Here is a 20,374-nt window from a genome sequence, read left to right on the forward strand (position 1 = left end):
AGTTCAAGATTGTTAATAAGACTTTTGTATTACCACTAACTTTTCAAAAGATCAAAACTAAACAATTTATTGTATATCACATATCATCTATCAAAAGGAGAAAGACGATGAAAAAATTATTTATTTCACTAACAGTTCTGTTCGTCCTTGTTATGAGTGCTTGTAGCAACGGTTCAACAGACAAGAAGAACGACGCAAAAGGTAAGAAATCAGAAACAATTACATACCAATCTGAAAATGGTAAAGTAGAAGTTCCAGCAAATCCACAACGTGTTGTTGTCCTATCATCATTCGCTGGTAACGTAATGTCATTAGGGGTAAATCTTGTTGGGGTAGATTCATGGTCTAAACAAAACCCACGTTTCGATAGCAAACTGAAAAATGTCGCTGAAGTATCAGATGAAAATGTTGAAAAGATTGCAGAATTAAATCCAGATTTAATCATTGGTTTATCAAATATTAAAAATGTTGATAAGTTAAAGAAAATCGCTCCTACTGTAACATACACTTACGGAAAAGTTGATTACTTAACACAACACTTAGAAATCGGTAAATTATTAAATAAAGAAAAAGAAGCAAAAACTTGGGTTGATGATTTCAAGAAACGCGCACAAACAGCTGGAAAAGACATTAAAGCGAAGATTGGTGAAGATGCAACAGTTTCTGTTGTTGAAAACTTCAACAAACAGCTTTACGTATACGGCGAAAACTGGGGCCGCGGAACAGAAATTCTTTACCAAGAAATGAAATTAAAAATGCCTGAAAAAGTAAAAGAAAAAGCTTTAAAGGAAGGATACTACGCATTATCTACTGAGGTATTACCTGAGTTTGCTGGTGATTACTTAATCGTAAGTAAAAACAAAGATACTGATAACTCATTCCAAGAGACAGAATCATATAAAAACATTCCAGCAGTAAAAAATAATCGTGTATATGAAGCAAACATGATGGAATTCTATTTCAATGATCCACTTACATTAGATTTCCAACTAGACTTCTTCAAGAAGAGCTTTCTTGGTCAATAATACAAACATGAGGAATTCTTAATTTAAGAATTCCTCTTCCTTTATTCTATGAAAAGAAAAGATGTGAAACGAATGAAAAAAGAGCAAGACAACCTACGTTCCAACGCTTTTACATACAAATTAATTTTGAGTATCATTGCATTCTTTCTTATTTTTATGTTTGCAATGGTGTTAGGCGCTGCAGATACTTCTATAAAAGACGTATGGTTAGCACTTACTTCCTCTGCTAAAGGAGATAAGCTATCCATCCTTCGTGAAATACGTTTACCACGTGAAGTTGCTGCTATTTTTGTAGGGGCTGGACTCGCTGTTTCTGGTGCAATTATGCAAGGATTAACGCGAAACCCACTTGCCGATCCTGGATTACTTGGCCTAACTGGTGGCGCAAATGCTGCACTTGCACTAACACTTGCCTTCAATCCTTCTATAAGCTACCTTTACTTAACACTAGCTTGCTTTATCGGTGCTGCAATTGGCGCTATTATGGTATTTGGAATTGGCATGGTGAAAAAGGGCGGACTTTCCCCTCTTCGAATTGTATTAGCTGGTGCTGCTGTTTCAGCATTTCTACTTGCAATCTCAGAAGGTGTTGGCATTTACTTTAAAATTTCACAAGATGTATCAATGTGGACGGCTGGGGGCGTAATTGGAACGAGTTGGAGCCAATTAAAAATTATTATTCCGGTTATTTCAATAAGTATATTTATCGCTATCTTACTTGCAAAGAAATTAACAGTTCTTAGTTTCAGTGAAGAAGTTGCTGTTGGACTCGGTCAAAAGATTATCGTCATTAAAACAATTTTATTTATCATTATTATCTTGCTTGCAGGTGCTTCTGTAGCGCTTGTCGGAAACATGGCATTTATCGGCTTAATGATACCTCATATGGTTCGTCCAATCGTTGGACCAGATTACCGTTTTGTTATACCGATGTCAGCGATCGCTGGTGCTTCCTTTATGCTGCTCGCAGATACAATCGGACGTACAATTAACGCTCCGTATGAAACACCAGTTGCTGCAATCGTCGCAATTGTAGGATTACCATTCTTCCTATTTATTGTACGTAAAGGAGGAAGAACTTTCTCATGATGCAATCTATTCTAAAGAAACAACGCCTTATCATACTTGCATTACTCATACTTACCATCACAACAATTGTAATTGGAATGGGACTCGGTTCTGCCGCTCTCTCCTATGACAGATTAATCCCAACACTTATGGGACAAGGTTCATTTAAAGAAGAATTCGTTTTATATTCTTTAAGGCTACCTAGAATCGTCATTACATTATTAGCCGGTATGGCACTCGCTTTATCAGGTGCTATATTACAAGGTATTACCCGAAACGATTTAGCTGAACCTGGTATTCTCGGCATTAACGCTGGTGCTGGTGTTGCAGTTTCTGTTTTCTTTCTATACTTCCCGATAGACGTAGGTTCATTTCTTTACCTACTACCAGTCGTTGGATTTATCGGTGCGTTTCTAACAGCTGTTCTAATTTACGTATTTTCATATAGCAAATCCACAGGCCTTCAGCCAATAAGATTAACATTAACCGGCATCGGTTTTTCCTTTGCACTATCTGGCGCGATGATTGTACTTATTTCATCTGCAGATCGTATGAAAGTAGACTTTATCGCTAAATGGATTGCCGGAAACATTTGGGGAGATGACTGGACATTTGTTTTAGCAATGCTTCCTTGGCTAATCGTATTAATCCCATTTGTTTTCTATAAGGCAAATAGATTAAATATACTAGCATTAAACGAGCCAGTAGCAATCGGTGTTGGAATTGAAATTGAAAAAGAACGAAGATACTTATTAATCGCAGCCGTTGCACTTGCTGCCGCTGCTGTTTCCGTAACAGGAGGCATTAGCTTTATCGGACTTATGGCTCCTCACATCGCCAAATCTTTAGTAGGTCCAAGGCATCAAATATTCATCCCTATCGCCGTTTTAATCGGCGGATGGTTATTACTACTAGCGGATACAATTGGACGAAATATCGTCGAACCTAGCGGTATTCCAGCTGGTATTGTCGTTGCTTTAATTGGTGCACCTTACTTTATGTATTTGTTATTGAAGAAGGCATAGAGAAACACCCTCAAGATTTTTTTCTTGAGGGTGTTTTCATTTCATTTTACTGCTGCCCATACCCTTCAAACTTCTTCGCCAAATTCTCCATCTCGTCTTCTGGCAGTAATTTCGGTTCTCCGACACTTTTCGTTTGATAATAAATTTGAGCACAAAACTCTATTTCTTCTGCAATAGTAAACGCCATTTTTATATTATTCGCTCCGGCCATTAAACCATGGTTCGCAAGTAAAACTGCACGGCGATCAATCATGCCCTCGAAAGCAGCCTCTGCTAATTGCTCCGTACCAAATGTTTCATACGGTGCACAGCGTACATTCGGGCCTGCAAAAGCAATTAAATACGATACTGCAGGAAGTTCCCACCCTAATGATGCGATTGTCTTCGCGTAAGGAGAATGTGTATGCACAAGCGCATTTATATCTTCACGATTTCTATAATAGATAAGGTGCATATCTAATTCGCTTGATGGTTTTCTCTCTCCTTCTATCACTTCACCATCTAAATTCAATATAACTACATCTTCAGGCGTCGTTTCATAATAATCTAGACCACTTGGGCTAATTGCAACAAGACCTTGTTCACGATTGAAAATACTAATATTACCGCCAGTCCCCTTTGTTAAACCACTAGAAATCATTTTCTTTCCGTACGCTACAACTTCTTCTCTTTCTTTTTGCAGTAACATATACATCCCCCTAGTAAGAAACTTATGATGACTATTTTTCTAAAAACTATCTACTTATTGAAATAACTTTTTTAAATTCTCCATAAACGGTGCTCTCACAATTCCTTTTTCCGTAATAATCGCTGTTACATTTTCATATGGCGTGACATCAAATGCCGGATTGTATACTTTACTTTCTTGAGGAGCAGAGTATTGTCCGAAACGATTGATCACTTCAGAAGCATCCCTTTCTTCAATTGGAATTTCTTTTCCTGTCAGTGTTTTCAAATCAATTGTCGGCGTTGGTGCTGCTACATAAAACGGAATGTTATAATATTTAGCCAAAATCGAAACACCTAATGTTCCAATTTTATTTGCTACATCCCCGTTTGCTGCTACACGATCACATCCAACGATTACTGCATCGATTTTCCCTTGTGACATGACCATTGCCGCCATATTATCTGTAATGACCGTTACATCAATTCCCGCTCGCTGCAGTTCTAATGCCGTTAACGTTGAACCTTGTAATCTAGGGCGTGTTTCATCGGAATAGATTTTTAAGTCCCATCCTTTTTCTTTCGCTAAGTACATTGGAGCTGTCGCAGTTCCATACTTAGTCGTTGCTAACGCACCTGCATTACAATGCGTTAATACCCCCATGCCATCATGGAATAATGTTAATGCATGTTCTCCAATTTGACGGTTAATTTCTTCATCTTCTCTATGAATCTCTTTTGCTTCTTCTAATAATCTATCTTTCAACTGCGCAATTGATAAGTGAGCATTCTCTTTCGCGACACTTTCCATTCTTTCAAGCGCCCAAAATAAATTTACTGCCGTCGGTCTTGATGTCGCTAAGTATGCACATACCTTTTTTACTTCCGCTATGAATTCTTCCGCCGAACTTTCCGCAACTTCCTTTACTCCTAAATACACACCGTAGGCTGCTGAAACACCTATTGCCGGCGCTCCTCGTACTTTCATTACTTGAATCGCATCCCACACACCCTCAGCCGTTTTAAAAGATTCATAGACTACTTCGTTCGGTAATACCGTTTGATCCAATAACACTAAAGCATCATCTTTCCACTGAATTGGTATTAATTGCTCTGCCATCATCTTCTCCCCTTATTTCGCACTATGCATTGACTGTTTTTTTAACGTTTCTACAAAGCTGCTACCTGTTTTATATTGATTCGCTTGTAAAATAAACTTCTTCGCTGTCTGAAGACAAATTCGCTCCGCTCTAGCACGCGCCTCTTCATTCTCAATACAAGTCATATCCTTTACCTTCGCTAGACCAACAATACGACGAATTAACTCAAGACCCGTCACTGCAGCTGTATCCTCTAATACAGATTGTAAATAAACTCGGTTAAAGCCTTCTTCCTTCGCCATAATCTCTGTCACATGAATATCCCAAGCGTCTAAAAACTTCTTCTTAAATAAATCAATTACATCTATCATGGTAGATTCTATCCAGTTCATATATGTATCTTTCTCAATACCAGATTGCATCACTGCATCTGCATTCACCCATGCAAACATTAAATTCGCCATTATATTCCCAACGTCATATCCCATAGGTCCATAAAAAGCAAATTCAGGATCAATAACCTTTGTAGAATCACTTTTTACAAAAACAGAACCAGTATGTAAATCACCGTGAAGTAGCGCTTGTGCATTCGTCATAAACGAAAACTTAAGTTTTGCTACTTCCATACGAAGCTCTTTATCACTATAAATATGCTCCCTAATCCATCCTTCATTTAATTGAAACAATTCGTTGCGTTTATTATGGTTTGTGAATGGCTCTGAATATACGAGGTCCTCTGTAATCTCACATAACTCAGGATTTATATAATTCTTCACGAGTTCCTTCTTCTCTTTATGATTCATTACAACATCTGATGTTAATAGAAGGGTATTTACCATAAAAGTAGTTAAATCATCAGCAAGCCTCGGAAACATTTGATGATTTATGAGTGCTGTACGCAATATTGTGTGATCTGATAAATCTTCCATCACGCAACAATTCATCACACTATCAAACAAATATACATTTGGCACGAGTCCAGATGCTAACTCTCCTTCTAATCGCAAAACATCTGATTCTATACGGATTCGATTCGTCGACAACTTAAACTCATCTGAAATACGCGCTGTATCCCCAGCTTGCTTTACAATGACAGAAATGTTCTTCTGTTCATCCCAAACGCGGAACACATAATTTAAATTACCATCACCTATTTCTTTACACTTTAGCCCCTTTGCATGCTCGAACTTAGGTAATTTCTCTTGCACATATGCAATCACATCTTTAGCTTCCATTAAAAAATACTTCGTGAACTTAGACATGGTTTCCCCTCCACACTAAATGTAAACGTTTTCTAAAAGTCGTAAAAAATAATAGACTGAAACTTTTTCAATCTATACTATATCTTCTCTATTGCAATACATATCTCGCTTTTATTATATCTTGTTAGAAATGAGCGTCAATGTTTCTATTTCTCATTGCAATATACTTCTTATTATATATATTTATGATGACAATAATTGTTCACAAAGATTCCGATACATTTTGTTTTATTTATTGCACAATTCTTTGTAAAATAGAAGTAAGCAGTTCCTTTTCAAATCCACAACTTCTAAGAAATATTTCCTTCCTAAGAATTTATACTTACACCATGTCTCTAACATACACACTACTCTTTCAAACACTCATTGAAAATTTATGACTTGAAAATTACCTTTTAATTCCCTAACAGCCTTAATTGAGAATAAATATTAATTAAATTGGTATAAAGTTGGTTTATTCTCTTGACAAAATAACCACTTCTATATGATAATTAATATCGAATTAGAATTATTATAGTTAATTAAAAAATATATTTTATGAGCAAACTAATTTCCGATGCTCAAAACCAACCTTTAGGAGGAATTTTAATATGTTATTAATCGGCACAGAAGTAAAACCGTTTAAAGCTAATGCTTACCATAATGGAGAATTTATCCAAGTTACTGACGAAAGTTTAAAAGGAAAATGGAGCGTAGTTTGTTTCTATCCAGCAGACTTCACATTCGTTTGTCCAACTGAACTTGAAGACTTACAAAACCAATACGCAACTCTAAAAGACTTAGGCGTTGAAGTATACTCTGTATCTACAGACACTCACTTCACTCACAAAGCATGGCATGATAGCTCAGAAACTATCGGCAAAATCGAATACATTATGATTGGTGACCCAACTCGCACAATCACTACAAACTTCAACGTTTTAATGGAAGAAGAAGGTCTTGCTGCTCGTGGTACATTCATCATCGATCCAGACGGCGTTATCCAATCTATGGAAATCAATGCTGACGGTATCGGCCGTGACGCAAGCATCCTTGTTAACAAAATTAAAGCAGCTCAATACGTACGTAACAACCCAGGTGAAGTTTGCCCAGCTAAATGGCAAGAGGGTTCTGCAACACTTAAACCAAGCCTTGACCTTGTAGGCAAAATCTAAGGAGTTCGATCAAAATGATACTAGATGCAGATATAAAAACACAACTATCCCAATACCTTCAGTTAATGGAGAACGATATTTTACTTAAAGTAAGCGCAGGAGACGATAACGTATCTAAAGATATGTTATCTCTAGTAGATGAATTAGCTACTATGTCATCTAAGATTACAGTAGAAAAAGTTGAACTAGAGAGAACACCAAGCTTTAGCGTAAATCGCCCTGGTGAAGAAACTGGTGTCGTATTCGCTGGTATTCCATTAGGACACGAATTTACTTCATTAGTGTTAGCTTTACTACAAGTTAGTGGACGTGCTCCAAAAGTTGAACAAAAATTAATCGATCAAATCAAAAACATTCAAGGCGAATATCATTTTGAATCTTATATCAGCCTAAGTTGTCATAACTGTCCTGATGTTGTACAAGCTCTTAACGTGATGAGCGTTCTAAACTCTGGTATTACACATACTATGATTGATGGCGCTGCATTTAAAGAGGAAGTAGAAAGTAAAGACATCATGGCAGTACCAACTGTTTACCTAAATGGCGAATCTTTCGGAAGCGGTCGTATGACACTTGAAGAAATTTTAGCTAAAATGGGTAACGGTCCAGATGCATCAGAGCTTTCTGATAAAGATCCATACGATGTTCTTGTTGTTGGTGGCGGCCCAGCTGGTGCAAGTGCAGCAATTTATGCAGCACGTAAAGGCATCCGCACTGGTATCGTTGCTGAGCGCTTCGGTGGTCAAGTAATGGATACTATGGGTATTGAGAACTTCATCAGCGTAAAACGCACTGAAGGTCCTAAGCTAGTAGCAAGCCTTGAAGAGCACGTAAAAGAATACGACATCGATGTAATGAATCTACAACGTGCGAAACGTTTAGAGAAAAAAGAACTTATTGAAGTGGAACTTGAAAACGGCGCTATTCTGAAAAGTAAGAGCGTAATCGTTTCAACAGGTGCTCGCTGGCGTAATGTTGGCGTACCGGGTGAAGCTGAGTTCAAAAACAAAGGTGTAGCATACTGCCCACACTGTGACGGTCCATTATTCATCGGAAAAGATGTAGCGGTTATCGGCGGTGGTAACTCTGGTATTGAAGCAGCTATCGACTTAGCAGGTATTGTTAAGCACGTAACTGTTCTTGAATTCATGCCAGAATTAAAAGCTGATGCTGTATTACAAGAACGTCTTAACAGCTTACCAAACGTAACTGTTCTGAAAAACGTTCAAACGAAAGAAATCACTGGTACTGATAAAGTAAACGGTATTTCTTACATCGATCGTGAAACTGAAGAAGTACACCATGTTGAATTACAAGGTGTATTCGTTCAAATCGGTCTTGTGCCAAACACAGACTGGTTAGGCGAAACAGTTGAACGCGTTCGCGGTGAAATCGTAACAGACAAGCACGGCGCTACAAACGTACCAGGAGTGTTTGGTGCAGGTGACTGTACAAATAATCCGTACAAACAAATCATCATCTCTATGGGTTCAGGTGCGAATGCAGCTTTAGGTGCATTTGATTACTTAATCCGTAACTAATTATATAAACGTGAATAAAAGACGCGCTACCTATTGGTAGCGCGTCTTTTTTATTACATTGTATGTAAATGGTCGTCAAATGCCTTCCAACATATTAAATCATACGGTGGTTCTATATCTAATACTACATTTATATCTTCTGCTACTACTTGTATTCTTTTGGCCGGGGTATCTCTTTTTCCTGAAGAATAAATAGCAAGCTTAATTATTTCCTGCTTTCCATCTTCATAAATCCTTTTCTTTAAGTCTAATTGGTCAATTTGTTCTTTTGAAGGAATCTCTTTCCCTTCCCAATCACACATTTCAAATAGAGGATATCGATCCCCGTACCATTCCTCAATAATCTCAATGACTTTAAGAATAATATAATTCCCCGATACTAATTCGTAACTAACAGCATCGCCTGCTTTTAAAGAAGTATTCGCTATAAATCTCTTCGGTACTTTTTTAGCTTGTGGCTGCGGAGAATGTAACTGTTCTCTAAGTTTATTTAACACTACTTCACGTTTTCTCTGTAATTTAGGTTCATCCTCCCAGCGGGATAAATCTGCACCACTCTCTATTATTTGCAATGCCTCAAGTTTAACATTCTCTTGAAGTCTTCCTAACTTCCATTGCATGCAAGCAAATGCTAGCCAAAAAACAATAATCTCTTCATCATCTAGTTCAGTCTGGTATTCCTCAATTACAATCCTACTTGCTTCTTCATTTGAATATTCATTTCCTAACAAATCCTTATAAATTAACTGAATATCTTTAGCAATATCATCTGACAATATCGCTACTCCCCAAGCCCCCATACATTAACGCTCCAATCTATACACTAAAAATCTCTCATTCCCATTCTTCTCATAAGCACCCGGCAATCTAACCTCTCTCTTCAATTCAAACGCAGTCTGGTTCTCTAAGAAGAAAATATAATCTTCAGAAGGATAGTATAAAATAATATCCACTTCCCTCTCTATTTCCTCTACCGAAAGCAAAATGTTATTCACTACGTTCATAAACACTTGTACAGAAAATGGATTGAAGAAATAAAACCGGTTATCACGTGGATCAATCTCATATTCCTGCGCTAAACAACATTCAAACCGAATTTTATCTTTACTGTTTCTCACTTTTCGCGCATAACGATCACGATTATCCATTGCTTCTTTATAAAACTCTTCATTCATTTCAATCCCAACGGCCGAAGCACCACACTTATGGTGCATGTAAAAATTCAATCTCCCTTTTCCGCACCCAAAGTCTACAATTCGATCGCTACTTGTTATTTCATATTGATTTAATAACTCATCTAATCCGCTATATGGCGTCGGTTCATAACGGTGATAATGCATAGACTTATTAAATCCTTTTTGCTCGCCGACAGTTTTTATATTTAATACAGCATCGTAATATTGTTCGTTCATTCGTTTGCTCCTATTAAGAAATATTACTATTATTATACACCACGTACTGAATGCTCATTTTTATCAAATTAATTGGTACGTGAAATTATATTATCGCGAAATCAAATATATCGACTTAACAACAAATTCCTACCAAAAAAACAGGAGCTTTCTAGCCCCTGTCTTCTAATACTTTCAATACAGTTTGTTTCAATATTTCTACTCCATCCATTATACAGCTATGATCAAACTTCATATACGGATGGTGTAATCCAGGTTGTAAGTTCGCCCCTAGTCCAAGCATGACAGCTTTTAAATGGGGTCTTTTCACTGTATAGTAATGGAAATCATCGCTTCCTGTCGTATACAGTGGTCCAGTACATCCCTCTTCCCCGTACACTTCAAGAATGCCTTTCCGCATGAAACGCTCAGCTTCTTCTGACACTTCAGCTCCTGGTGCGAGATCAATCCACTCATAAGAAAGTTTAGATCCCATTGATTCAGCTGACTGAATTACTTGCTCTATTCTTCGCTTCAATTCATCTAGTAATATGTTATTTTCTGCTCTTACATCTAAACTAAAGTGCCCGTTACCTGGAATAATATTTAGATTATCACCACCAGCTTGGCATCTCGTCATCTTAACAGAATAAGACGTCTGCGGCGGTAACCATATATTTTTCAATCCAATATTGATCATCGAAATGACATCAATTGCATTTATACCTTGATGTGGGCGTGCACCGTGTGCATCATCTCCATGAATCATCCCTTCTAAAAATGCTGCAGCTCCGTGACGAATAGATGGGGCTGCTTGTTTCAAAGGCAGTTCTTCAATCGGCCTTAAATGAACACCAAATAAGAAATCAGCATCATCCACGGCGCCCTTCTCTACCATCTTTAAGGAACCATTTCCTTTTTCCTCTGCCGGCTGAAAAATAAATCTAACAGTACCACTATCCCATCTCATATTTTTCAATTGTAAAATAAGGCCCATCACAATTGTCATATGAGCATCGTGGCCGCACGAGTGATTCGCTTTAAATTCTCCGTCTACTTCTTGCCATAGTGCATCCATATCAGCACGAATCGCGATAACTGGATTCCCTCTTCCGATTTCAGCAATCACGCCAGGGCAATCATCAAATATTTTATATGAAATTCCTTCTTCTTTTAGAAAGTTAGTAATATAAGCTGTCGTTTCATATTCCTTCCAGCTTACTTCAGGGTTTTCATGTAAATGCTGAAAAATTTCAGTTAAACGCTCTTGTAGTTCTAATGTTTTCAAAGCTTCATTCTCCTTCCCCTAATTACAAACCATTCAGATTAATTATACTTATGAAAAACAGATGTTTTTATGAACATATTGAATTTTAAGAAAAAAGTCAATTGTTTATTTTTTAATACCGTTAATACCCGATTTCAACTCATCTTATAAAGATATCCATACAAATAGAAGATTCGATATTTTCTGTTTATATATTGACGCTTATATCTATTTTTAGTTATTATAACTTAATAACGTCTATTTTGCGACAATTCTAAAAATACAAACATACATAATGAGGAGGCAGTTTATGAAAAGAGAAATACCTTTTGGCATAGCAATAATCCCTATTATCATTACAGTTGCAGTTATGATGGTTACAATTGTTGTATTAGAACAAAGCCCTCACGTCCCACTTATTATTGGTACAACCGTTGCTTCGATCGTCGCTTGGCGATACGGTTACAAATGGAATGACATTGAAGAATCGATGTATAAAGGAATTCGCCTTGCATTACCCGCTATCGTTATCATTATTCTTGTAGGTTTAACGATCGGTGCTTGGATTGGCGGCGGAATCGTCGCTACTATGATTTATTACGGCTTAAAACTTTTAACTCCATCACTATTTTTAGTTTCAATTACAATTATTTGTTCTATCGTTGCATTAGCAATCGGTAGCTCTTGGTCTACAATGGGAACAATCGGTGTTGCTGGAATGGGAATTGGCCTAAGTATGGGAATCCCAGCTCCAATGGTTGCTGGCGCTATAATTTCCGGTTCTTATTTTGGCGATAAAATGTCACCGCTTTCAGACACGACAAACTTAGCAGCTGGATTAACAAATACAGATTTATTCACACATATTCGTCATATGTTATTTACTACAATTCCAGGTTTAATTATTACTCTTATCGTCTATGCTTTCTTAGGAAGAAGCTTCGGCGATAACAATATCGATGCAAAAAGCATCGATCAAACGTTACAAGTATTGCAACAAAACTTTGTTATTTCGCCTTTCCTATTAATTATACCCGTAGTCGTTATGGTATTGGTCGCTAAAAAAGTCCCTGCTATACCAGCTATTCTCGTAGGTGTTATTTTAGGATTCTTATCACAAGTCTTTATTCAAGGTGGCTCTGTCTCATCAGCTGTCGGTGCACTCCAAAGTGGATTTGTCATAGACACTGGAAACAAGCTAGTAGATGAACTATTTAACCGTGGTGGCTTAAGCTCTATGATGAATACAGTTTCTATGACAATTGTCGCTATGACTTTCGGCGGAGTACTAGAACATACTGGCATTCTTCGCTCAATTGTAAATCAAATTTTAAAATTAGCGACATCATCAAAAGGACTTATCGCTTCTACCATCGCATCTTGCTTTGCAACGAATCTTACTTGCTCTGAACAATATATTTCGATTGTTGTTCCTTCAAGAATGTATGCAAATGCGTACACAGAAAAAGGACTACATTCTAAAAATTTATCCAGAGCATTAGAAGATGGTGGAACATTAACTTCTGTTTTCGTACCTTGGAATACATGTGGTGTATTTATACTCGCAACACTTGGAGTCGGTGCATTCGAATATGCTCCTTATGCTATATTGAATTTCATCGTACCTATTATCTCAATCATTTATGGTATAACTGGCTTCACAATTACGAAGCTATCTGATATTGAAAAAGCAGACCTACTGAAAAAGCAAAAAGCACAACTAGAAGCTTAAAATTTTTGAAACGAATACAACGGTAAATTTAGCTCATATATTGCACGAGGGCGCCCTTGTTGATAGGGCATTTCCTCGCCGCAAATATTGGCATATCTGTAATCAACTAATTTCTTTAACAGCCTTTCCGTCGATCGCCGAGTCACTTGTAAGTACTCAGAAAGATCCGCCGCTGTAAATTTCAATGATGGATGCGATTGACTAAACTGAATAATTTTTGACAAGTTTGCAGGACTAAGCTTCGTTTCCTTCGCTATTTTCATTAATTCAGGATTATCGTTTTTTAAACTTTGTACTCTCTGTTCTTTCGGGAACGGACCAAATAATTCTTTATCACTTGTTAGTATATAAAAGCAGCTTTCTATCGGATTATTCTTTGCGAAACCTCGAGCGATTTTTGCATTTTGTTCCGCTTCATTTACTGTTTTTCCGTAACCAAATCCAATAGATACTGCGTCTTCTATATTCATAAATAAACGATCTATCGTATTTGTTTTTATACTCAATTCAATATCACCACGAGTTGTATACAAAATAAAAGTCATTTCATCAACTTGTTTAAATGAACCACGTAATTCTTTTGAAATTACATTTAATTGTTCAAGCGAGCTTTCTTGTAACTCTATAAAGGATATAATACAAGCACCAACAGTAGCTGAATGGCTTTTTGCTAACTCAGCTTTTATTTTTGCATCTTTTAACCCATGTATAATTGATTGCGTTGGATCTATCATACGCTCTGAAGGAATCCCTATTTTTTGAAGTTCATCGTAGACAGCGTGAATACTAGTTAAAGCTAAATCAACCTCTCCAGATTGATATTTAGCTAAATGAAAATCAATGATTCTCTTAATTTCATCATTACTCCATAACATATTTTCATAATCCATCACTTGCGGCGTTTCTTGTAGACCGATGTCATGGAACACATTTGTAATAAACGAACGATCTACTAAATCAATTGAAATTTTATGAGGTTGAATACTTTGATGGTATATTATAGAAAGGAGTGAAGATGCGACAGTTGTCTCGTCTTGCTGCAAATATACACTTGGAATTGGTAATTGTTCTCTTATTTCTTTTGCCATATAATAAGGTAGGGCACCCGAGAAAAAGATAGCATCACAAGGTTTTAAACGCTTTAATAGTTCAGAAGATTCTGCCGGATGAAGGTAAATATATGGATCAATCTCTATTTCTTCTAGTTTATGAGCAATAGGTAAAAGATTCTCCATAAACTCTTTTGAACCGACAACTGCAATTTTTATCATCATTTTCTCTAACTCCTTATCATTAATTAACGACTATTTAACGTCAACTATATCAAATGTACAAAACCATTGTAAACAGGAAGGGGTCTTTATTCAATGAAAATTACAGCTATTCATCTTTACGCAATTCGTTTACCACTTCGCGATCCGTTTGTTATTAGTTATGGTTCTTATTCTGATATGCCTTCTATTATCGTCAAAATGGAAACTGATGAAGGCATTATCGGTTACGGTGAAGGCGTTGCTGATGATCACGTTACAGGTGAATCATGGGAAAGTACTTTCCATGTTTTAAAACATACACTAGCTCCTGCTCTAATTGGGAAAAATCCAATGAATATCGAAAAAATACACGATATGATGGACAATACAATTTATGGTATTCCTACTGCGAAAGCTACGATTGATATCGCTTGTTTTGATATAATGGGCAAAAAATTAAATCAACCTGTATATCAATTAATTGGCGGACGCTATCATGAAGAGTTTCCTGTCACTCACGTCTTAAGTATCGCCGATCCAGAAAATATGGCTGAGGAAGCTGCCTCTATGATTAAGAAAGGTTACCAATCTTTCAAAATGAAAGTCGGCACGAATGTAAAAGAAGATGTAAAACGAATTGAAGCTGTACGTGAACGTGTAGGAAATGATATCGCGATTCGTGTTGATGTAAACCAAGGCTGGAAAAATAGCGCAAACACATTAACAGCACTTCGTTCATTAGGACATTTAAACATCGACTGGATTGAACAACCTGTTGTAGCGGATGATATTGATGCAATGGCTCATATTCGTTCGAAAACAGATCTTCCGCTTATGATTGATGAAGGACTAAAAGGCTCTCGTGAAATGCGCCAAATTATTAAATTAGACGCAGCTGATAAAGTGAATATAAAACTAATGAAATGCGGCGGCATATATCCAGCTGTAAAACTCGCTCATCAAGCTGAAATGGCAGGCATTGAATGCCAAGTTGGATCCATGGTCGAATCATCTGTTGCCTCTTCCGCAGGATTCCATGTCGCTTTCTCAAAAAAAATCATTACTAGCGTCGAGCTAACAGGACCATTAAAATTCACGAAAGACATCGGAAACTTACATTACGACGTACCATTTATTCGCTTAAACGAAAAGCCGGGACTCGGCATTGAAATAAACGAAAATACATTACAAGAATTAACCGTCTTTCAAGACGTTGTACGCTAAAGGAGGACTAACACATGACGATTCTTTACGAAGGAAAATTAAAACAAAACAACGATTCATTTCACGTTACATTACTATCTTTAGAACATATGGAACAAATTTTATCATTACAAAACGTTATAGTTGAAGCGCTAGAAGATAAAGGTCGTTTACAACCACTCTCGCTAGAAGAATTTCAATACATTCTAGAAGGAAACGGCATGATGATCGGGGCTTTTATCAAAAACGAACTCATCGCATTTCGTGCCCTGCTCGTCCCTCCTATTGATGATGAACATTTAGGACTTGATATTGGCTTATCAGAAAACGAACTACACCGCGTCATCTATCAAGAAATATCAAACGTTCATCCGAACTGCCGAGGGAATGGGATGCAAAAAATATTAGCCACAGTCATTATGGATGAATTACAAAAAGAAGACAGCAAATATGATTATGTTTGCTGCACCGTTGCACCTTTTAACATTCCTAGTTTAAAGGATAAATTTGCGCAAGGGATGGAAATTGCTGCATTGAAGGAGAAGTATGGTGGTAGTATGCGGTATGTTTTTGTGAAGGAATTGCGTAAGGACACAGAAAGAGATTGGACGAATGTTAAAAGTGTTCCGATGAGTGATGTTAGTGAAAAGCAAGCGTTACTTTCAGAGGGGTATCGTGGGTATGCGATGGAGAGAATAGACGATACTTTCACTGTGAAGTTTGGACGATAATCTATGTACAAAGAGAACCCTAATTCATTAGGGTTCTACTTTATTTCATTCCACAATCTAAAGTAATAACTAAACCGTCATCTTCCAACTAGATAACGCTAACCAGTTTTCCATTTCCTTATAATCAGGCATTATCTTGCCAACAAGACGCCAAAAAGAGCGATCATGATTTAAATGAACCATATGACACATTTCATGAACAACTACATAATCAATTACCCTTTGAGGTGCCATTGCTAGCTTCCAATTAAACGTTAACTGTAGATTTGAATCACAAGTTCCCCACGTACGACTACTATCTGTAATACGAATAGAACGTGGTTTTGTTTTAAAATTACTTTGATGCGCTTTAATACTCTTCTCTACTAATGCCTTGCACTGCTTATAGTAAAATCGTTTTAAAGCCTGCTGGATTTTCTCATCCTTAAGCTCATTCACATAAATGTGTAGCTTATCCCCTTCAAAAACTGCATTGTCTTGCGTAATACTTGCATCTTGAGAAATCTGTATCGGATACGTATTCCCTAAATACAGAAAGCCCTCGCCTTGATCATAATCCTTTTCCTGTGGACCAAGCACTCGCTCCTGCATTTCCTTACGTGTTTTCTGAATCCAATCCCATTTCTCCTCTAGCAGCTGGACTAAGTATTCAACAGGTGTTCCCTTTGGAGCTTGCACTTCCACATTTCCGTACGAATCTACAAAAAGACGCACCGACTTTTTCTTCTTATAAGTTATATGAAAATTAATTGTCTCACCTAAATATGTATGTACCATTTCATCACCTAGTGTATTATTTTACAAATAAAAAAGAATAGGACACAAACGCCCTACTCTATCTATTATATCATTTACTGCTTTAACAAACTTATTATCCTCTATACTTTACAGCCAATCCCTTAATGAAATTCCTTGCGTATCTATCGCCGCACTCTTTGTAATGCTTATGGCCTTTCTTTCTTAATAAAGCGCCTAATTCTCCTTTTGTTACGATAACTCCTACGCTGTCTAATATATCAAGCACATCTTCACTCGTTAAAGATAGTGCTATTTTCATTTTCTTTAAAAGAAGGTTATTGGCACTCTCCTTGCTCTGTACAGGTGCCGGTTGCCCTGGTTTCGGATCTTGCTTCCCTCTTTTTAAAGTAATAAATCCATTTAAAAATGCCTCTAGCATCATCATGTCGCATGTTAATACGTACTCATCTTCGATTACATCATCATTTTCAGCTTCATGTTGTGGACTTCTCTTTACTTTTGTAAGCATATCAAGTACGTCCTCTTTCGTTACTTCCATCCCGCCAAGTTCAAAGATTTCTACCATATCTATATCTCTTATATCTAAAGCGTATCTTACTCTTTTTAATATATCGTTGTTGCTCATTGCCATTGTATTTCCTCCTGAAATGTTGATTATAGTAATGCTTTTAGCATGTATAAATTAATATCGTTAAGTTATTACTTTAACATTTTAGAGGTAGGTTTTGTAGTCTTAGGTGGATTAATGCTTTTGGGGATGATTTTAAAACAGCAAAAAAGGATGGGATAATCGCGCAAAATTACGGATGGGGATTTACTATTAATTAACACACTTAAAAATGGACTAACCTGATATAGGTTAGTCCATTTCTTTTTATGCAACTCTAATTTAGTGGGCAACTCAAACATGAATGTTACGCAAAATTCAGGTGAAATATATTGATTGTGTTTACTTAGGTTTTTCTTTTTATTTGTGGTACGGTTCACCGTAACTAATCTAAATGAGGTTATTGTTCATTATTTTCATAATTAAATTTAACAAAAAAGGTAGTGCCTTCCGAGCCTGTTTGAATTTCTATTTTCGCATTATGCCGGGTAGCAATAGCATAACATACGCCTAATCCCAATCCAGTTCCATTATCTTTGGTCGTGTAAAATGGAGTACCCAGTTTCTCTAATACTTCAGGCCTGATACCTTTTCCTTGATCCCGCACTGCAAGCACCACACAATTTTGACCTTCCTTGTAGGTGCTAATGGTTAGAACTTTCCCTGTGCTCATCGCTTCTAAGCCATTTCGGTATAGGTTTATTAATAATTGCCGTATCTCATTACGATTTAAAAGTAATTCCGGAATGTCATTTGTATCGACTTGAATATATTTATTTTGATTATAGGTATCAATTTTTATTAAAGGAATACTATCGTGGATAATTGAATTTAAATCTAACATCTGCAAATCCGATTTCTTTGTATTACCCATTGAGAGAAATTCAGTAATAATAGAATTGGCACGGTCAAGTTCTTCAATCATTAATTTAAAGTACTTATTATGTTTCTCATAGGTGTGCTCTTCTTTTAATAACTGCAAAAACCCTCGTACTGTTGTCATTGGATTTCTGATCTCATGGCTGATACCTGCTGCCATTTGTCCTATTAAATCTATGTTGGATAACCTTTTCAATTCCTGCTCATATTGCTTTTTTTCCGTTATGTTTTTAAAAATACAACAAATACCATCATCATACGGGTATGCAATAACTTCGTGCCAATATTCATCAGAGATAGAAAAAAATTCGAAATGAACTGTAATTCGCTCTGACATTGCACGATGAAATTCCTTATACATAACTGCGTCGACGCTACTCGGGAAGACCTCCCATATATTCTTACCTAATACATCTTTTGCTGTTTTTCTTTGTGGAAAATATTGATGCTTATTTACGTACGTGAATTCCCATTTATTATTCAAAGTAAAGAATCCATCCGTAATAATTTCAATCACACTTGTAACTTTTTCATTAGCAGCAGCTAGTTCCCTCGTTCGCTCTTCCACCATGCTTTCAAGTTGATCCATATATAACAAGTTTGAAAACGTAGGAGCTGTGGCATCAACGATAGATTTTGCCAGTTGAATTTGGGAATTATCGTAATTGTGAGCTTTTCCCTCTTTGCCCACGACGATTACCCCTAATACTTCTCCCATTGAAACCAATGGAATCATCAGTAGACCCTTACTATCTATATTTTTTGTTTGAATAACCTCTTGGATCTTGGCTTCATAGCTTTTCTCCATCCAATCCGCTTCTGTCCAATCACAGTCCTTGCTTAACTTCGTTGTTTTAATCGTTGTTTTGTCTATCTGGTCTAAAAGGTGGGCAGCCATGTTTTTACTCTCTAAAATCTGTCCTAAGTAAAAAAAACATTTATCAAAACTCTCCTGTATCGAGGAACACATTGATAAATCACGGGTAACATCTAGTAACAGCTGCTTCTCGGCAATAAGGTTTTCCTTTTGTGTTAAATTATTTGCGTTTTGAATTGCGACCGCAGCCATATTTACATAAGCTTCAACACTTTGAATTTCTGAATCTGTTAAGTTCATTGGAGCTCCATAATCAAATAAAAAAACCAGACCAAATAACTCTTGCCCAAATGAGATAGGCAGGGCTAATAAGGACTTAATTTTGAACGCATCAACTGGTCTCGGATCCGGCCGATGATCCTTTGAGGTATCAGGGATAGAGATGGTTTTTTTGGTTTCAATAACTTCTTTTGCCAGTAAGTCTATTTCAGGATCAATTACCTGAGTATCGAGCGTTACGCCATTTATGGTCTCTGGTTTTCCTGCAAACCCTCTAAATGTTCCATCTTCCTGGGGTAAATAAATTCCAACAGCGTTGCACCTAACAATCTCCTCTGATATCGCCATTGTTACACGCTGCAATACTTCACGTAGTTCTAATTTTGTATTTATTATTTTTGTTATATTCGCGAGCCTAGAATATCTCGTCTGATCACTTAACATTCACATAGCCTCCAAGTTATAGGCATAATAAAATAAACATGATAATATCAGTGAAAATCAAGACCAACCTGCCATTTTCAATTTTCTCCTGTATTCTTTTCTTACCCTTGTTTTACATAGAATACCTCACTTACTTATGATACGGTTCACCTTAATTAAAATGGAACAAAC

At 36.8% G+C, this 20,374-nt stretch carries 18 protein-coding genes; 8 read left to right on the forward strand and 10 right to left on the reverse strand.

Going from position 1 to position 20,374, the window contains the following annotated elements; translation table 11 throughout:
- The first annotated feature begins 107 nt into the window (after positions 1 to 107).
- The 3 genes from BG05_RS02495 to BG05_RS02505 are packed head-to-tail and all read left to right on the forward strand — an operon-like array spanning position 108 to position 3,118.
- Entirely contained in the window at positions 108 to 1,025 is a 918-nt protein-coding gene (locus tag BG05_RS02495; RefSeq protein WP_000732562.1) for an iron-hydroxamate ABC transporter substrate-binding protein, read from the forward strand.
- Positions 1,026 to 1,073: 48 nt separating this feature from the next.
- The gene (locus BG05_RS02500) at positions 1,074 to 2,114 is read left to right on the forward strand and encodes a FecCD family ABC transporter permease (RefSeq protein ID WP_002124938.1); all 1,041 of its coding nucleotides are present in this window, start codon (positions 1,074 to 1,076) and stop codon (positions 2,112 to 2,114) included.
- Positions 2,111 to 3,118: a FecCD family ABC transporter permease gene (locus BG05_RS02505; RefSeq protein ID WP_016121392.1), complete on the forward strand. Its 1,008-nt coding sequence runs from the start codon at positions 2,111 to 2,113 to the stop codon at positions 3,116 to 3,118. Before BG05_RS02500 ends, BG05_RS02505 begins: the two co-directional genes overlap by 4 nt.
- A gap of 46 nt (positions 3,119 to 3,164) precedes the next feature.
- Here the strand turns inward: BG05_RS02505 and BG05_RS02510 are convergent, their stop codons facing one another.
- The 3 genes from BG05_RS02510 to mtnK are packed head-to-tail and all read right to left on the reverse strand — an operon-like array spanning position 3,165 to position 6,146.
- Positions 3,165 to 3,806, reverse strand: coding sequence for an L-fuculose-phosphate aldolase (locus tag BG05_RS02510; RefSeq protein WP_002029515.1), 642 nt, complete (start codon positions 3,804 to 3,806; stop codon positions 3,165 to 3,167).
- 54 nt (positions 3,807 to 3,860) lie between these two features.
- Positions 3,861 to 4,904, reverse strand: a complete 1,044-nt coding sequence (mtnA, locus tag BG05_RS02515; RefSeq protein ID WP_002124936.1) for an S-methyl-5-thioribose-1-phosphate isomerase — start codon at positions 4,902 to 4,904, stop codon at positions 3,861 to 3,863.
- Positions 4,905 to 4,916: 12 nt separating this feature from the next.
- Entirely contained in the window at positions 4,917 to 6,146 is a 1,230-nt protein-coding gene (mtnK, locus tag BG05_RS02520; protein WP_002124934.1) for an S-methyl-5-thioribose kinase, read from the reverse strand.
- 590 nt (positions 6,147 to 6,736) lie between these two features.
- On the opposite strand from mtnK, the gene ahpC reads away from it, so the two are divergent.
- Both ahpC and ahpF read left to right on the forward strand, forming a co-directional pair.
- On the forward strand, positions 6,737 to 7,300 hold the full coding sequence (gene ahpC / locus BG05_RS02525) for an alkyl hydroperoxide reductase subunit C (protein ID WP_000924420.1): 564 nt from the start codon (positions 6,737 to 6,739) through the stop codon (positions 7,298 to 7,300).
- A 14-nt stretch (positions 7,301 to 7,314) separates the two neighbouring features.
- Positions 7,315 to 8,841 carry an alkyl hydroperoxide reductase subunit F gene (gene ahpF / locus BG05_RS02530; RefSeq protein WP_002010172.1) on the forward strand — a complete coding sequence of 509 codons (1,527 nt, stop codon included), beginning with the start codon at positions 7,315 to 7,317 and terminating at the stop codon, positions 8,839 to 8,841.
- 53 nt (positions 8,842 to 8,894) lie between these two features.
- On the opposite strand, the gene BG05_RS02535 is transcribed toward ahpF, so the two are convergent.
- The 3 genes from BG05_RS02535 to BG05_RS02545 all read right to left on the reverse strand — a co-directional run bounded on the left by BG05_RS02535 (position 8,895) and on the right by BG05_RS02545 (position 11,520).
- Positions 8,895 to 9,641, reverse strand: coding sequence for a hypothetical protein (locus BG05_RS02535; protein ID WP_003187094.1), 747 nt, complete (start codon positions 9,639 to 9,641; stop codon positions 8,895 to 8,897).
- Between the two features lie 3 nt (positions 9,642 to 9,644).
- Entirely contained in the window at positions 9,645 to 10,253 is a 609-nt protein-coding gene (locus tag BG05_RS02540; RefSeq protein ID WP_002124931.1) for an SAM-dependent methyltransferase, read from the reverse strand.
- 151 nt (positions 10,254 to 10,404) lie between these two features.
- Positions 10,405 to 11,520 (reverse strand): M20 peptidase aminoacylase family protein, encoded by a 1,116-nt coding sequence (locus tag BG05_RS02545; RefSeq protein WP_003187097.1) that lies wholly within the window; start codon positions 11,518 to 11,520, stop codon positions 10,405 to 10,407.
- A gap of 289 nt (positions 11,521 to 11,809) precedes the next feature.
- Here BG05_RS02545 and nhaC point away from each other — a divergent pair, with 289 nt between their 5' ends.
- Complete coding sequence (nhaC, locus tag BG05_RS02550) at positions 11,810 to 13,231, forward strand: Na+/H+ antiporter NhaC (protein WP_002010164.1); 1,422 nt, start codon at positions 11,810 to 11,812, stop codon at positions 13,229 to 13,231.
- Here the strand turns inward: nhaC and BG05_RS02555 are convergent.
- Entirely contained in the window at positions 13,228 to 14,505 is a 1,278-nt protein-coding gene (locus BG05_RS02555) for a hypothetical protein (RefSeq protein ID WP_002169277.1), read from the reverse strand. The two genes, nhaC and BG05_RS02555, sit on opposite strands and share 4 nt — an antisense overlap.
- Before the next feature lie 93 nt (positions 14,506 to 14,598).
- Between BG05_RS02555 and BG05_RS02560 the strand changes: the two genes are divergently transcribed.
- Both BG05_RS02560 and BG05_RS02565 read left to right on the forward strand, forming a co-directional pair.
- A complete protein-coding gene (locus tag BG05_RS02560; protein WP_003187100.1) occupies positions 14,599 to 15,708 on the forward strand; it encodes a mandelate racemase/muconate lactonizing enzyme family protein in 1,110 nt (369 codons plus the stop codon).
- Positions 15,709 to 15,722: 14 nt separating this feature from the next.
- The gene (locus tag BG05_RS02565; protein ID WP_003187102.1) at positions 15,723 to 16,418 is read left to right on the forward strand and encodes a hypothetical protein; all 696 of its coding nucleotides are present in this window, start codon (positions 15,723 to 15,725) and stop codon (positions 16,416 to 16,418) included.
- A 69-nt stretch (positions 16,419 to 16,487) separates the two neighbouring features.
- Here BG05_RS02565 and BG05_RS02570 read toward each other — a convergent pair whose 3' ends face one another.
- From BG05_RS02570 to BG05_RS02580, 3 genes are all read right to left on the reverse strand, one after another.
- The gene (locus BG05_RS02570) at positions 16,488 to 17,195 is read right to left on the reverse strand and encodes a M48 family metallopeptidase (RefSeq protein WP_033728644.1); all 708 of its coding nucleotides are present in this window, start codon (positions 17,193 to 17,195) and stop codon (positions 16,488 to 16,490) included.
- A gap of 94 nt (positions 17,196 to 17,289) precedes the next feature.
- Positions 17,290 to 17,808 (reverse strand): YehS family protein, encoded by a 519-nt coding sequence (locus BG05_RS02575; RefSeq protein WP_003187106.1) that lies wholly within the window; start codon positions 17,806 to 17,808, stop codon positions 17,290 to 17,292.
- Positions 17,809 to 18,184: 376 nt separating this feature from the next.
- The gene (locus BG05_RS02580; protein WP_003187109.1) at positions 18,185 to 20,203 is read right to left on the reverse strand and encodes a GAF domain-containing sensor histidine kinase; all 2,019 of its coding nucleotides are present in this window, start codon (positions 20,201 to 20,203) and stop codon (positions 18,185 to 18,187) included.
- Between the last annotated feature and the right edge of the window lie 171 nt (positions 20,204 to 20,374).

Origin of the sequence: Bacillus mycoides (assembly GCF_000832605.1) — a bacterium.
GTDB classification, from domain to species: domain Bacteria; phylum Bacillota; class Bacilli; order Bacillales; family Bacillaceae_G; genus Bacillus_A; species Bacillus_A mycoides.